Annotated in this window: 15 protein-coding genes and 1 tRNA gene; 9 read left to right on the top strand and 7 right to left on the bottom strand. The window is 55.7% G+C overall.

Annotated features, from left to right (window positions below; all coding sequences use genetic code 11):
- Positions 1 to 41: 41 nt before the first annotated feature.
- Positions 42 to 347 (bottom strand): Dabb family protein, encoded by a 306-nt coding sequence (locus N879_RS09370; protein ID WP_009456754.1) that lies wholly within the window; start codon positions 345 to 347, stop codon positions 42 to 44.
- A gap of 291 nt (positions 348 to 638) precedes the next feature.
- Between N879_RS09370 and N879_RS09365 the strand changes: the two genes are divergently transcribed.
- The 4 genes from N879_RS09365 (at position 639) to N879_RS09350 (ending at position 4,184) form a co-directional block, all read left to right on the top strand.
- Positions 639 to 1,136, top strand: a complete 498-nt coding sequence (locus tag N879_RS09365; RefSeq protein WP_009456753.1) for a flavin reductase family protein — start codon at positions 639 to 641, stop codon at positions 1,134 to 1,136.
- A 59-nt stretch (positions 1,137 to 1,195) separates the two neighbouring features.
- On the top strand, positions 1,196 to 2,527 hold the full coding sequence (locus tag N879_RS09360; protein ID WP_235484276.1) for an MFS transporter: 1,332 nt from the start codon (positions 1,196 to 1,198) through the stop codon (positions 2,525 to 2,527).
- Positions 2,528 to 2,595: 68 nt separating this feature from the next.
- Positions 2,596 to 3,642 (top strand): hypothetical protein, encoded by a 1,047-nt coding sequence (locus tag N879_RS09355; RefSeq protein ID WP_009456751.1) that lies wholly within the window; start codon positions 2,596 to 2,598, stop codon positions 3,640 to 3,642.
- Between the two features lie 215 nt (positions 3,643 to 3,857).
- Positions 3,858 to 4,184, top strand: coding sequence for a tetratricopeptide repeat protein (locus tag N879_RS09350; protein WP_009456744.1), 327 nt, complete (start codon positions 3,858 to 3,860; stop codon positions 4,182 to 4,184).
- A gap of 249 nt (positions 4,185 to 4,433) precedes the next feature.
- On the opposite strand, the gene N879_RS09345 is transcribed toward N879_RS09350, so the two are convergent.
- Together N879_RS09345 and trxB are read right to left on the bottom strand one after the other, a co-directional pair.
- A complete protein-coding gene (locus tag N879_RS09345; protein WP_009456743.1) occupies positions 4,434 to 5,201 on the bottom strand; it encodes a Smr/MutS family protein in 768 nt (255 codons plus the stop codon).
- A complete protein-coding gene (gene trxB, locus N879_RS09340) occupies positions 5,188 to 6,144 on the bottom strand; it encodes a thioredoxin-disulfide reductase (protein WP_009456742.1) in 957 nt (318 codons plus the stop codon). The genes N879_RS09345 and trxB overlap by 14 nt, the downstream gene beginning before the upstream one ends.
- Positions 6,145 to 6,187: 43 nt before the next feature.
- Between trxB and N879_RS09335 the strand changes: the two genes are divergently transcribed.
- The 4 genes from N879_RS09335 (at position 6,188) to serS (ending at position 12,106) form a co-directional block, all read left to right on the top strand.
- A complete protein-coding gene (locus tag N879_RS09335) occupies positions 6,188 to 8,563 on the top strand; it encodes a DNA translocase FtsK (protein ID WP_031232634.1) in 2,376 nt (791 codons plus the stop codon).
- Positions 8,553 to 9,179, top strand: coding sequence for an outer membrane lipoprotein chaperone LolA (lolA, locus tag N879_RS09330; protein ID WP_009456740.1), 627 nt, complete (start codon positions 8,553 to 8,555; stop codon positions 9,177 to 9,179). The genes N879_RS09335 and lolA overlap by 11 nt, the downstream gene beginning before the upstream one ends.
- Positions 9,180 to 9,303: 124 nt before the next feature.
- Positions 9,304 to 10,617, top strand: a complete 1,314-nt coding sequence (locus N879_RS09325; RefSeq protein ID WP_009456739.1) for a replication-associated recombination protein A — start codon at positions 9,304 to 9,306, stop codon at positions 10,615 to 10,617.
- Positions 10,618 to 10,759: 142 nt separating this feature from the next.
- Positions 10,760 to 12,106, top strand: coding sequence for a serine--tRNA ligase (gene serS, locus N879_RS09320; protein WP_021446897.1), 1,347 nt, complete (start codon positions 10,760 to 10,762; stop codon positions 12,104 to 12,106).
- An 81-nt stretch (positions 12,107 to 12,187) separates the two neighbouring features.
- Here serS and N879_RS09315 read toward each other — a convergent pair whose 3' ends face one another.
- Positions 12,188 to 12,496 (bottom strand): hypothetical protein, encoded by a 309-nt coding sequence (locus N879_RS09315; RefSeq protein ID WP_026483206.1) that lies wholly within the window; start codon positions 12,494 to 12,496, stop codon positions 12,188 to 12,190.
- 176 nt (positions 12,497 to 12,672) lie between these two features.
- On the bottom strand, positions 12,673 to 13,083 hold the full coding sequence (locus tag N879_RS09310; RefSeq protein WP_009456725.1) for a hypothetical protein: 411 nt from the start codon (positions 13,081 to 13,083) through the stop codon (positions 12,673 to 12,675).
- 299 nt (positions 13,084 to 13,382) lie between these two features.
- Between N879_RS09310 and N879_RS09305 the strand changes: the two genes are divergently transcribed.
- Positions 13,383 to 13,472 (top strand) — tRNA-Ser (locus tag N879_RS09305).
- Positions 13,473 to 13,561: 89 nt separating this feature from the next.
- Here the strand turns inward: N879_RS09305 and N879_RS09300 are convergent.
- Together N879_RS09300 and N879_RS09295 are read right to left on the bottom strand one after the other, a co-directional pair.
- Positions 13,562 to 13,849: a head-tail connector protein gene (locus N879_RS09300; RefSeq protein WP_009456723.1), complete on the bottom strand. Its 288-nt coding sequence runs from the start codon at positions 13,847 to 13,849 to the stop codon at positions 13,562 to 13,564.
- Positions 13,846 to 14,181 (bottom strand): phage head closure protein, encoded by a 336-nt coding sequence (locus N879_RS09295; RefSeq protein WP_009456722.1) that lies wholly within the window; start codon positions 14,179 to 14,181, stop codon positions 13,846 to 13,848. Before N879_RS09295 ends, N879_RS09300 begins: the two co-directional genes overlap by 4 nt.
- Positions 14,182 to 14,248 lie beyond the last annotated feature (67 nt).

Genomic DNA, 14,248 nt, shown 5'->3' with positions numbered 1-14,248 from the left:
GCTGCTTGCGTCCTGTTTGCCAGGGCGCCAGCTTGAGCTTCTTAGGGCAGGCTTTTCTCCAGCACGCTGTCCAGCACGACGATGTCCTGAATGTGCGGGGCGATGGCATCCAGCATGGCCTGGTGAGCATCACTCTGTCTGTAGGCGTCCAGTGCCTCTTGAGTGCGGAATACAGACAGCAGGGCATGGCTGTAGCGCGCCGAACTGCGTGACAGGTTCGGCACCCATTCAAAGCGTTCTATGTCTGAGCATTCCTGATGTATGCGGATAAAGGCCTGGTCCAGCTTGGGTTCCAATTCCGGGCTGACAGAGGTGTGGGGTGCCATCAAAACGATATGTAGATACATGCTGTCCTTGTGGATTCCGAGAGGTTTTAAGCTTATATATTATTGCAAATAAATAATGACGAAACATAATACGCAATAATATTCGGATGAATTGTATAGGCCTATAGCTTTTAAAACGACGAATTTTCATAGGGTTAATACCTAAATTCAACAAAAACCATCCTGGTTTACCTATTTTGTTATTGCAAATAAATGACGATCGAAACAGAATTGAGGCCAAGCGAGTGTGTTGTCGCAGAGCTCGCCTCATTTTGGGTTTTGGGTCTTTAACGCCTGAGCAGAGTCATCGTCATGAAAGAAAACATAAGTGGGTTGGGAGCCAGGGTGGTGCGCGAAGCCTTCGGACATTTTCCATCCGGGGTAGCGGCCATTGCCGCCGTACTCGATGGCAAGCCGCAAGTCATTGTTGCGTCCAGTTTTTCCGTAGGGGTTTCGCTGGATCCGCCTTTGGCCGCCTTTTTTGTGCAGAAAAGTTCCTCGACCTGGGCGCTGCTGTCTCGCGCCTCGCGTCTGGGGGTGTCAATTTTGAGTGCTGAACATGCGGCTATTTGCCGTCAGCTGGCCGGACCGGACAAGGACAGCCGCTTCAGCGATATCGAGGTCGAGCTGACCGAGGAGGGGGCCGTCCATATACAAGGGGCATCAGTCTGGTTTGACTGCAGTGTTTTTCAAGTGCATCCCGCCGGGGACCACGATGCCGTGCAATTGCTTATCCACGATGTGCAGATCGAGCGCGAAATTTCGCCACTGATCTTTCATCGTTCTCGTTTCACGCAGTTGGTGGCCTGAGCCACCGGATCAAAAACAATAAACAAGAAGCATAACTATCACAGTGAAGGGGACATCTCTTGGACGCACATACACCATCTTTGCGCGAGCAGCCCATGACTGCCGCGCAGCGTCGACGCGTTATTTTGGGGGTTGGGGCGGGTAACGCCCTGGAGTGGTACGACTGGACGGCTTATTCGATTTTTGCCGCCTATTTTGCCAAGCAGTTTTTCCATAGTGAGGACCCGCTGGCGGCTTTGCTGGGCACACTGGCAGTATTTGCTGTGGGTTTTTTCATGCGCCCGCTGGGAGGCATCTTTTTTGGCTGGTTGGCCGATCGCAAGGGGCGGCGTTTCACCATGACCCTGTCCATGCTGGTGACAGCCTTGGGCAGTTTGGTGATTGGTATTGCTCCTACGTATGACATGGTGGGGCCGATTGCTGCCTTGTTTTTGTTGATGGGCCGTTTGTTGCAAGGGATTGGCCACGGTGGGGAGGTGGTTTCTTCCTTCACCTATGTCACCGAAATGGCACCTGCTCATAAACGTGGGCTGTGGTCTTCCTCCGTGTTTGTGTTTGTCACGATCGGGGTATTGGCGGCTGTGTTGCTCAGTGCCTGCCTGACCAGTCTGCTGGGTGAGGATGTTGTTCGGGCCTGGGCATGGCGTGTGCCTTTTGTCTTGGGTGGGGCCTTGGGGGTATATGCGCTGTATCTGCGTAGAAAGCTGGATGAAACTCCCATGTTCAAAGCCCGTCAGGCCGCAGCGCAAGCGGCAGGCAAAACGGCGCGCCCGGGCGCACGCGTGTTCTGGTCGGAGGTCTGGAAGTATCGCAGTGCCTGCTTGCGCGTATTTGCCTTGTCGGCTGGCGGCACCGTGCTGTATTACGTCTGGGCCATCATGGCGCCCACCTTTGCCATTACCTCCCTGGGCATGCCTGCCGCCAAAGTGATGTGGGTGGGGGTGGGGGCCAATCTTTTTCTGATTCTGTGCCTGATTTTCTGGGGCGCATTTTCGGATCGGTTTGGTCGCAAGGCGAACTGGTATTTCTTCTCCATCGGTTCAATCATCAGCATCATCCCGCTGACCATGGTGCTGACTGGCGGCCAGGGCGAGATCTGGCGTCTGGTGGTGTTCATGGCGGGCGGCATGCTGTTGATCTCGGCACCCACCGCCATCATGCCGGCCTTTTTCCCCGAGCAGTTTCCGACCCGCATTCGTGCGGTTGCCATGGGCTTGCCCTATTCGGTTGCTGGTGCCCTGACGGGCGGGACCGCTCCCTATTTGCAAGCCTGGCTGCATTCCATCAATCAAAAGCAGGTTTTTGACTGGTACCTGATCGGCCTGTGCGTTCTGGCCCTGTGGGCCACCATTGCCTCGCCCGAGACCAAGGGCAAGGATTTGCACGACTGATGTGTACAGGCGCTGCCCGGCTGAAAGAGCCGCGCAGCGCCTTTTTTGAATTTTCTAGGAGTAGTGAGATGTTGCGTGAGCATATTGAAGGCAAATGGATTGCTGATTTTGTAGAAGTGTTTGGACTGTGCAAAGTACAACCCGGCGAAATGGCAGTCGTGCTGTCCGAGACGCAATCGCGCTCCGTGCTGGCCGAGCTGGCTGAGTTGGCCCTGACGCAAATGGGGGCACGGGTTTGCCATGTGAAACTGGTCTCGCCACGTCTGAAAAGCAATATTGCCCTGCGCTCGACCGGGACGTCTTTGGCGCTGGAAGGTATGGACCCGATTGTCCAGGCTTTGGCAGGCAGCCAGTTCATTGTGGACTGCACCGTAGAAGGGCTGCTGCATTCGCCCGAGCGTGCCGCACTGCTGGCCAAAGGTGCCCGCATCATGATGATCAGCGACGAGCATCCCGAGATTCTGGAACGGGTCAAACCCAGTCCTGATTTGCAAAGCAAGTGCGATATTGGCGGCAAGCTGATTACCGATGCCAGTGTCATGCACATTAGCTCCGAAGCCGGCACGGACCTGACGGTCAGCCTGGCGGGTGTGATCGGGCGCGGCAGTGCCGGGATAGCCGACAAGCCGGGCAGCTTTGGGTATTGGCCTGCTGGCCTGTGCATTTGCTACCCCAGCAATGGCAGTGTGAATGGCACGCTGGTGCTGGATAGTGGAGATGTGAACCTGACCTTCAAGCGCTATCTGGAATCGGCGGTGACCCTGCGTATCGAAAACGATTATGTCGTGGCTATTGAGGGCAAGGGCGTGGATGCCGATTTGATCCGCTCCTATTACGCCAGTTGGAATGACAAGGATGCCTATGCGGTCAGTCATGTGGGCTGGGGCATGGCACCGGCGGCTCGCTGGGATTCCATGGCCATGTATGACAAGCGCGATACCAACGGAACCGAGTTGCGCGCCTTTGCCGGTAACTTTCTTTTCTCTACGGGCGCAAATCCAGCGGCGGGTCGTTTCTCCGATTGCCACTTCGACTACCCAATGCGCAATTGCACGGTTAGCCTGGATGGCCGTGAAGTCGTCAGCAAGGGGGTGTTGCAAGGCGATCTGGCCTAAAGCGCTAGCCAGGGCGGTACCAGCAGGAGAATGGGTCTACAGAGCCCGGCCGGCTGAGGCCGCCCTTTGATATTCCGTGGTACAAAACCAAGCTCAATGGTTTATGGCTAGATGGTTCAATAGTCATCAAGCTGTGCAGGCGTGTCGTTGCTGCTATTTTGTTTTGTGTGAAGGCAGCGCGACCCAGCCTTGCTTTGTTTTCAAGGGTACGGATTATGCGCGAAGGATTGGAGAAGCTACTGGCGGCAGGCAAGGATAATGCTTTGTTGCGCTTTGGCCTGGGCAATGCATGTATGGGCGAGGGCGATTTGGAAGCGGCTCGCGAACATTTGTCCAAAGCCGTGGAAATGAATCCGCGTTACACCGCAGCCTGGAAGCTGTTGGGCCGGGTGCTGGTGAACCTGGAGCAATTCAAACAGGCCAGGGAAATTCTGGAGCAGGGCTTGGTGATTGCCCAAGAGCAGGGCGACAAGCAGGCTGAGAAAGAAATGCAGGTGTTTTTGAAGCGGGCCGTGAAGGCTTTGGACCAGGCAGCAGAATAAAGACTGCGAATGGGCGACTGATATTTTCTTATCATGCGGGTATCAGTGCATTCCCTAAGTGTGACAGCTTTATAAATGGGGCACAATACGTTCCATGCAGGTGAGGAGACATAGCCCCGCAACGCTGGGCAACAAAGACCGAAATAAAACGGTCACTATTATAAAAGCAATAGGCAGTACAACATAACAACAATAAAAAAAAGGCCAGCGAAAGCTGGCCTTTTTTACGTCTGTACCTAATGGAAAAAATCAAACACCGGGTTCGGACATGGCTTGCAGCACCAGTTTGACGGCACCTTGCCCACCTTCGTTGGGCGCGCACTCCATATAAGCCAGAACGCTGGGCAGCTGGGTTAACCAGCGACGCACGGCATGACGCAAAACGGGTTCGCCATTGCGCGAGCCGTAGCCCGTGCCGTGGACAATTCGTACACAGCGCACGCCGTGCTCCAGACAGGAGCGCAGAAAGTTGTCCAGTCGCTCGCGGGCCTGTTCCAGATCCGAGCCATGCAAATCCAGGCTGGACTCAATCGGCCAACGGTTGCGTTCCAGATCGCGCAAGACATCGGTGCCACAGCCAGCACGCAAATGTCGTAGATCGTTGCTTTCACCTTGCACGCTGACATATTGGTCAGAGGCCTGGGGCAGGGCGGGCGTACTGGTGGGCGCACCTACCGCGTGGCGACGACGTTGCTCCAACTGTTCCGGGCTAGCCGCAGGACGGCTCATGACTACGCTTTGACCACGTTTTTTCAAGGGGGCGACGTCCCGCATGGACTGGCGTAGCCAGGCCCTGTCGCTGGGGTCCAATAAGGAAACGGGGTCTTGGGCCGCTGTAGCATTACTGGCAGGAGCCAGTTTGGCTGGCTTGCCACCGGGATCCGGTGGGCGGGGGCGCTTGCGAGCCTGGGGACGGGCGGGGGCCGGGGGCGGATTGAGATCCTGGCGGACCTGACCTTGTAACTTCTTCAGGTCTGCCAGACTACGCCCTACGGCTTTGGGCTTATTTGTTTTCATCCAACCAGCGCTGTGCGTCCAGGGCGGCCATGCAACCGCTGGCTGCACTGGTAATGGCCTGACGATAGATATTGTCTTGCACATCGCCCGCGGCAAAGACGCCAGGAACGGAAGTCATGGTTGCCATGCCTTTCAGACCGCTGCGAGTCGTGATGTAGCCGTCGTGCATCTCCAGCTTGCCTTCAAAGATCCCGGTGTTGGGCTTGTGGCCGATGGCGATAAAGGCACCAGTCACAGCCAGGTCTTCAGTGGCCTGGGTCTGGTTATTGATGATGCGCACACCTGTCACGCCCGAAGCGTCACCCAGCACTTCTTGCAGTTCGCTGTGCAGTTTCAGCTGGATATTGCCATTCTGGACGCGGTCCATCAGCTTGTCGGTCAGGATGGGTTCGGAACGGAAGGTATCGCGACGGTGAATCAAGGTCACGGTCTTGCAAATATTGGACAGGTACAGGGCTTCTTCCACGGCGGTATTGCCACCACCGACTACGACCACGTCCTGGTTCTTGTAGAAGAAACCATCACATGTTGCGCAACCGGACACGCCACGGCCCATGAATTCCTGCTCGGTTGGCAGGCCCAGGTATTGGGCAGAGGCGCCTGTCGCAATAATCAGCGAATCGCAGGTGTAGACTGTGCCACTATCACCATTCAGGGTCAGGGGACGGGTGGACAGATCAACCGAGGACACCATGTCAAAGATTAATTCTGTTTCGAATCGTTCCGCATGAGCCTGGAAACGTGCCATAAGATCAGGTCCCTGGACGCCTTGGGCATCGGCTGGCCAGTTATCTACATCTGTGGTGGTCATCAGTTGGCCACCTTGCTCCATGCCGGTGACCAAGACGGGGTTGAGGTTGGCGCGGGCTGCGTAGATCGCTGCGGTATAGCCGGCCGGGCCTGAGCCCAGAATGAGTACTTTTGCGTGCTTAGTAGTCGACATCACAGAAAATCCGAAAAAGACGATCTCCAATTATAATGAGTCCATGGCAAGAATACCTGCAACATCCCCTCGTTCGTCCCGGTCATCCAAAAATGTGCGTAATGGGCCTTCAGCCCTGCAACAGCGCCTGACAGGACTGCTGCGCGAAGCACGGTGGATTATCTTCGCTGCTCTGGCAGCCTGGCTGGGCCTGGTACTGGCAACCTGGGATCCGGGCGATCCCGGCTGGTCGCATTCCGTGCACTCGGGTCTGACCCAAAACGGCGGGGGCATCTTTGGTGCCCACATCGCCGATTTCCTCTTGTTTCTGTTTGGTCTGACGGCCTGGCTTTGGGTGGTGCTGCTGGTGCAGCGCGTGGCCGTGGGCTTTTACCGTCTGACCGCTTTGCTTTTGCCCAGCACTAAAAACGAGGATGTTCTGCCTCGGGTGCGCTGGGAAATTGGCATAGGCTTTTTCTTTTTGTTTCTGGGCAGCATGGGCCTGGAATCGCTGTTTTTTAAAGATCTGGGCCAGCAATGGCAGCTCCCTGCGGGGGCTGGTGGGCAGTTAGGCCAATTATTATCGCAACTATTAGTAACTTCGATAGGCTTTGGTGGAGCCTCTCTGGTGCTGATGGGCCTGCTCGCTGGCGGAGCCAGTTTGTTCTTCGGTTTTTCCTGGCTGACGTTGGCAGAACGTCTGGGCGGCTTCATCGAAGGGACGATTCGCCGTTTGATGACTTTCTGGTCAGCCCGTCAGGATCGTCGCGTGGGCGAGGTCAAACGTGCCGAGCGCACGGAAAGCGTGGTCGCCAAGCAGGAGCAACTGGTCCACGAACAGCCTGTGCGTATCGAACCTGCTTTTGTGGCTGTGCCCAAATCCGAGCGCGTCGAGAAAGAGAAGCAGCAGACCTTGTTCAAGGCGCCTCGTCAGGCTGGCGAAGCGGGCGATTTGCCTCCGCTGTCCCTGCTGGACCCCGCCTCTGACAATGTAGAAACGGTGTCGCCGGAAACCATTGAGTTCACCTCGCGCCTGATTGAAAAGAAATTGTCGGACTTCGGTGTTGCTGTGACGGTGGTGACCGCCCAGGCGGGGCCGGTCATTACGCGCTACGAGATTGAGCCTGCCACCGGCGTGAAGGGTAGCCAGATCGTGAATCTGGCCAAAGACCTGGCCCGTGCCTTGAGTCTGGTCAGCATCCGGGTGGTGGAAACTATTCCCGGGAAAAACCTGATGGGCCTGGAACTGCCCAACCCCCGCCGCCAAATGGTGCGTCTGGAGGAAATCGTAGGCTCGCAGACCTATCACAGCAGTGCTTCCTTGCTGACCATGGCTTTGGGCAAGGATATTGCCGGTAAACCCGTGGTGGCGGATCTGGCCAAGATGCCTCATTTGCTGGTGGCAGGTACAACCGGCTCCGGTAAGTCCGTGGGGATTAACGCCATGATTCTGTCGCTGCTGTACAAGGCAGACCCGGCAGACGTGCGCCTGATCCTGATCGACCCCAAGATGCTGGAAATGAGTGTCTATGAAGGCATTCCTCATTTGCTGGCTCCGGTGGTCACGGATATGCGTCTGGCCTCCAACGCCTTGAATTGGTGTGTGGCCGAAATGGAAAAACGCTACCGCTTGATGAGCAAGCTGGGCGTGCGTAATTTGGCCGGTTACAACGCCAAGATACGCGAAGCGCAAAAGCGTGAAGAGCCTATCCCCAATCCTTTCTCTTTGACGCCGGACGCTCCCGAGCCGTTGTCTGTTCTGCCCATGATTGTCGTCATTATTGACGAGTTGGCAGACTTGATGATGGTGCAGGGCAAGAAGATCGAAGAGTTGATTGCTCGTTTGGCCCAGAAAGCCCGTGCGGCTGGTATCCACCTGATTCTGGCTACTCAGCGCCCTAGCGTGGACGTGATTACAGGTCTGATCAAGGCGAACATTCCTACCCGTATTGCTTTTCAGGTGTCTTCCAAAATCGACTCGCGCACCATTCTGGATCAGATGGGTGCGGAAACCTTGCTGGGCATGGGCGATATGCTCTATCTGCCGCCCGGTACAGGTTTGCCTAAACGAGTGCACGGCGCTTTTGTCAGCGATGAGGAAGTTCACCGCGTGGTTGAACACTTGAAAGAACACGGCGAACCCGATTACATCGAAGGCCTGCTGGAAGGTGCTGTCGAAGGCGAATCGGGTGAGGGGGTCAACCCCGCTACTGGCATGGTCGATGCTGAAGCGGACCCGCTGTACGACCAGGCTGTTCAAGTCATTATCAAGAATCGTCGCGCTTCGATTTCGTCGGTGCAGCGTCATTTGCGTATTGGTTACAACCGGGCAGCCCGACTGCTGGAACAAATGGAACAAGCCGGTCTGGTATCGGCTATGCAGCCTAACGGTAACCGTGAAATTCTGGTCCCCGCAGGAGGTGCCAAAGATGAAGATTAAGACACTGCTGGTCAGCATGTTGCTGGCCACTACACCTGCCTTGACCATGGCCGCTTCGGCCAGCGAGCAATTGCGCTCTTTTGTGCAAGATGTGCGTGCTGCGAAAGGCGAGTTTTCCCAGCGTACGGTCGATAGCAACGGCCAGTCCAAAGGTGCGCCGCAATCCGGGCAATTCGTGTTTCAGCGCCCTGGCCAGTTCAAATGGCATGTGCAACGCCCTTATGAACAATTGATCGTGTCTGACGGCAAGCTGCTTTATCAATACGACCCGGATCTGGCCCAGGTCACCGAGCGTGGTGTGGACCAGTCCATCGGCGCTTCGCCTGCTGCGATCTTGTTTGGTACTGGCAATCTGGAAGACTCCTTCCGTCTGGTTGAGCAAGATGCACGGGATGGATTGGAGTGGATCCGAGCCACACCGTTGCAAAGCGATGCCGGCTTTTCCTACGTAGACATCGGCTTCAAGGATCGTGAGCCACGTCGTCTGGAATTGCAGGACTCGTTCGGCCAAACCACGTATATCGACTTCACCGGCTTGGAACCGAACCCTCGGATTACCTTGGGTACCTTCACGTTCAAGGCTCCTGCCGGAGTGGATGTCGTCTCCATGCCTTGATGCACATTCTGTTTTTGTGCCGCTATCGTCAGGGTCAGTGTTTGGCTGGCTCTGACAAAACAAGTTTTCAATACAGACCTGGTCCGCTTGGCCAGGTCTTGCCATTTTAGGAAGGGCGATCGCCATGCGTGATTTGTTCGCTCAGGAACCCGCCGCACCTTTAGCCGAAGCACTACGCCCCAAAACTCTGGATCAGGTGGTAGGGCAGTCTCACCTGCTGGGCGAGGGCAAGCCACTACGTTTGGCTTTTCAGTCCGGCAAACCACACTCCATGATTTTCTGGGGGCCTCCCGGCGTGGGTAAAACCACGCTGGCACGTTTGACGGCCAGTGCATTCGAATGCGAGTTCATCGCCTTGTCCGCCGTCTTTTCAGGCGTGAAAGATATCCGAGCCGCCATGGAGCAGGCCCAGCAGAATCTGGCCATGGGCAAGCACACCATACTGTTTGTGGACGAGATACACCGCTTCAACAAGTCTCAGCAAGACGCGCTGCTCCCTTATGCTGAAAGCGGCTTGGTGACCTTTATTGGTGCCACCACGGAAAACCCGTCCTTCGAGGTTAATTCGGCCTTGCTGTCGCGGGCGCAAGTCTATGTGCTCAAGTCTCTGACGGATGATGAACTCAAACTTCTGCTACGCCGTGTACAGGAACAAAATGCCCTGGATGGCCTGGAGTTTGAGGATCAAGCCGTCGACACCTTGATCGGTTATGCCGACGGCGATGCCCGACGCTTTTTGAACCTGCTGGAGCAGACCAATACGGCCGCCAAGACTTCCGGCACCGAGTTGGTCACGACAGACTTCCTGCAAAATGCGCTGACCCTGAACTCCCGGCGTTTTGACAAGGGGGGCGACAATTTCTACGACCAGATCTCTGCTTTGCATAAATCGGTGCGCGGCTCCAACCCGGATGCCGCCTTGTATTGGCTGACCCGGATGCTGGACGGCGGGGCTGATGCCCGCTATTTGTCGCGCCGCATCATACGCATGGCTTGGGAGGATATCGGTCTGGCCGATCCGCGCGCCATGCAAATTGCCAACGATGCAGCCTTGACCTTCGAGCGCCTGGGCAGCCCCGAGGGGGAGCTGGCGTTAGGGCAGGCCGTGATTTATCTGGCTATCGCAGCCAAGAGCAATGCCGGTTATATGGCATACAACCAGGCCCGCGCCTTTGTGAAGCAGGATAAAAGCCGCGAAGTGCCAGTGCATTTGCGCAACGCGCCCACCAAGCTGATGAAAGAGCTGGGCCACGGTCATGCGTATCGCTATGCGCATGACGAGCCCAATGCCTACGCGGCGGGTGAGACCTACTTGCCAGATGGTATTCCCGATCCGCATTGGTATCAGCCCGTGCCTCGTGGTCTGGAAATCAAGATTGCTGAAAAAATGGAGCGCCTGCGTCAGCTGGATGAGCAGGCCGGTAAAAAAGACACCTAAGACAGGACAGGCGCTTGCCTGACCTGTCACCCCCGTATTTCCCGATATCTCCGTACTGCTTGCGCTGTGCTGCGCTTGTGGTGGCTTGTGGTTAAAATCACCAGATCAATCGGGATTGAACCATCACCTATATGGCTATTAAATGTTAGATCTGAACCAATTACGCAAAGACTTGGAGCCGCTGGTACAGGGCCTGGCGAAACGTGGCGTGCAATTTGACACCGAGCGTTTCCAGCAGCTGGAAGCCCGCCGCAAAGCGGTACAGGTGGAAACCGAAACCTTGCAGGCCGAGCGCAATGCACTGGCCAAACGCATCGGCCAGCTCAAGTCCAAGGGCGAAGACGCCAGCGAAGCATTGGCTCAATCCCAGCAAATTCCGGTGCGCCTGAAGCAGCTGGAGCAGGACTTGTCCCAAGTGCAGGCCGAGCTGTCCTCCTGGTTCGCCACGATTCCTAACCTGCCGCACGAAAGCGTGCCGGTAGGCGAGTCCGAAGAAGACAACGTTGAAGTACGTCGCTGGATCCCCGGTCCTAAAGATGATCAGGGCAATCCTGCGCACATCACCTTTGAGCCGCGTGATCACGTGGATCTAGGTGAGCAGTTTGGTCTGGATTTTGAAGCCGCTCGCAAGCTGGCTGGCGCCCGTTTCATGGTTCTGCGTGGTCCTCTGGCTCGCTTGCACCGTGCTCTGGCCCAGTTCATGCTGGATACCCAAGTGGAAGAGCACGGCTATACCGAGTGCTACACCCCATACATCGTGAACGCGTCCACGCTGTATGGTACCGGCCAATTGCCCAAGTTCAAGGACGATATGTTCTGGGTCACCAAAGGTGGTCAGGACAACGAGCCAGCCGATCCGACCGAATCCAAGCCTGAAGACCTGTACCTGATCTCGACCTCCGAAATCAGCCTGACCGGTACTGTGCGTGACGAGATTCTGGCCGGTGACGATCTGCCTATCCGCCTGACTGCTCACTCGCCTTGTTTCCGTTCGGAAGCCGGTAGCGGTGGCCGAGACACCCGTGGCGTGATCCGTCAGCACCAGTTCGACAAAGTTGAAATGGTGCAGATCGTTCATCCTGAAAAATCCTATGAGGCGCTGGAGTCCATGGTCGGTCATGCCGAGCATGTTCTGCAGGCTCTTGAACTGCCATACCGTGTAGTGCAACTGTGCACTGGCGATATGGGCTTTTCTGCCGCCAAAACCTACGATCTGGAAGTGTGGTTGCCTGCCCAGGACACGTTCCGCGAGATCTCGTCGGTGTCGAACTGCGAGGCTTTCCAGGCTCGTCGTCTGCAGGCGCGTTTCCGCGCCGACAGCAAGGCACGTCCGGAGTTTGTGCATACGCTGAACGGCTCTGGCCTGGCCGTAGGCCGCGCCTTGGTGGCTGTGTTGGAAAACCACCAGCAAGAAGATGGCAGCGTGATTGTGCCCAAGGTTCTGCGTCCTTATATGGGCGGACTGGAACGTCTGGTGCCGGCTAAATAAAGTCACTGTCCGGAATGGAAAAAGGGCTGATGACCTTTGTGGTCCTCAGCCCTTTTTCATTCATGGTTCCGTAGTGATGGATTAGTCATCATCCCAGTAACGCTCCTGCTGTTTGCGCCAGCGCTTGTGAGCGCGTCGCTGCTCCTTGCGCCATTCCTTGTTGGAGCGACCATATTCCACGTAGCCGGGACGATAGACGTAACGTGGCGGGTGGTAAACCACTGGGGGTGGGGCGACATAAACCGGGCGTTCCACAACATGAGCGGGTGGGTAGTAGATCGGCCCGTAACCGATACCCGGAATACCGACATTGATATCGACATTTACACCGCCCGCAGAGGCGGCGCTGGTGCTCAAGGCCATTAAACCGGCTAATAGTAGTTTTTTCATAAGCTGCACCTCTAATGACACTAGCTGCAGCGATTGTTGCCTAAAACCTGTAGTCCAAACGTTAGGTAATCCTGGCAAAGCACTTCCAAACGCAACACGGTTCGTATGCGCTATGCCAGGGGTTTACCTTTCTTAACACATGTTTCTCCTTTTGCGGCAGGAGGGCATGAGTGCATCTAGAAGGTATGGCGTTCAACCTGACGATGGCGGACAGGGCGCCGGTTGTAGTTCGCGTGCAGCTGCCGACCGTGCACAGAATCCAGTTGCTTGCTCAAGTGTGGCGCATGGCGTACGTTGCGTTGCGCAGGCTCTGCACGTGGCTTGGAGTTGACTTCCAGAAACCAGAGACAGAGTGCGGCCCAGAAGAATAACGACAGGATATTGACCAGTCCGCCTCGCAAAGAAGCGTAGCCTGTCGCTTCTGAAGCCTGGATACGCAGTAGATCAGACAGAACCGGGATGGAACCCAAGGTTTCAACTACCAGGCTGCCTGGTATCCGAAAAGCCCAGCGCAGAGTCTGGAGAACCTCATTCAGGCTGTATATGCCGTCGCCGTTGGCGTCGATAATCCATTGGAAGGTTTGCATGACAATTCCTTTTATCAAGTCCAGCAAGTTGTGCCGGAATTACAAGGACTGCCTTGGAAAGGCAGGGCTGCGATGCATCAATGTGTGTTTCCAATATAGGCCTGCGGCTCAGGGTGAACAAGTGAATTAGGCCAAAATAGAGGGTAAACCCTTGATTGAAAAGAGCTCTTTGGTTTGAGTGGCTGGTCTTATCAAGAAACTCCGCTCTTTGACGCAAGTGCTATGTCTCTTTAGTGCTTGTCAAAGAGTGTTCTTTGATCTATATTTATGGGCTTGCTTGTAACCATATAAGCAATCGCGGACAGGTGGCAGAGTGGTCGAATGTACCTGACTCGAAATCAGGCGTACGTGCAAGCGTACCGTGGGTTCGAATCCCACCCTGTCCGCCATTTAGCCTGTAAAATCAATGGTTTACTGGCTTTATTAAAATCAGGCCCACATAAAAACCCACTTACGGCGGGTTTTTTTTCGTCTGTTGTTATACCGCCATAAGTCGGTACGGGTTCAGCAAGCGTTCATAGGTTCTGTTCGCAAATAGCTGTTTGTCTGCCTGAAGCTCCCGATTCATATACAAGTCCCCCACAATCAGCAGCATGGCCGATTTGACCGGCGCTGGCACGGTTGCGGGATCAGCCATCTGGTCTGGCGTCCAGTTCATGTAATCAGCCGTGGCCGCTAAGGCTGTGCCGATCATGGCCTGGATGGCCGCGTCTTCATCATCATGAATCACGCGCAGGTGATGCTTGGCTTCTTCTAACGTAATCATCCTTGGTTTACTCCTTCAACGCATGGCAGGGTCAGGTATTCCAGGCCGCTTTGGCTGTCCGGCAGAATGCCCACGATGCTGTAAAACTTGCCTTGGTGAACCAGGCGCATGACGCGGGTGATGCCGGCGCGGTATCGAATGGTGATGCGAGTGGTGATTGCTGATTGCGTGGTGCTGGCGGCGATGAAATCACGCGCAGACAGGGGTTCAATCCGTGCCCATACCGTTGCTACCTCGGCCCAGTCATAGACGGCCTGGCCGCTGTATGGGTCAATGCTGATAACTCGCTTTTCTTCAATGCGTAGCTTGTGCCGTAACGGGCCTGCTCTCATGACTATTTCCTTTGGAATGGGTGACGGCCACCAGCAGCATGGGGATGCTGCGCCGCCTCTGGGGGTT

The sequence above is a fragment of the Alcaligenes sp. EGD-AK7 genome, assembly GCF_000465875.3.
Classification (GTDB): domain Bacteria; phylum Pseudomonadota; class Gammaproteobacteria; order Burkholderiales; family Burkholderiaceae_B; genus Alcaligenes; species Alcaligenes phenolicus.
This window is presented reverse-complemented; position numbering and strand designations above follow the sequence as displayed.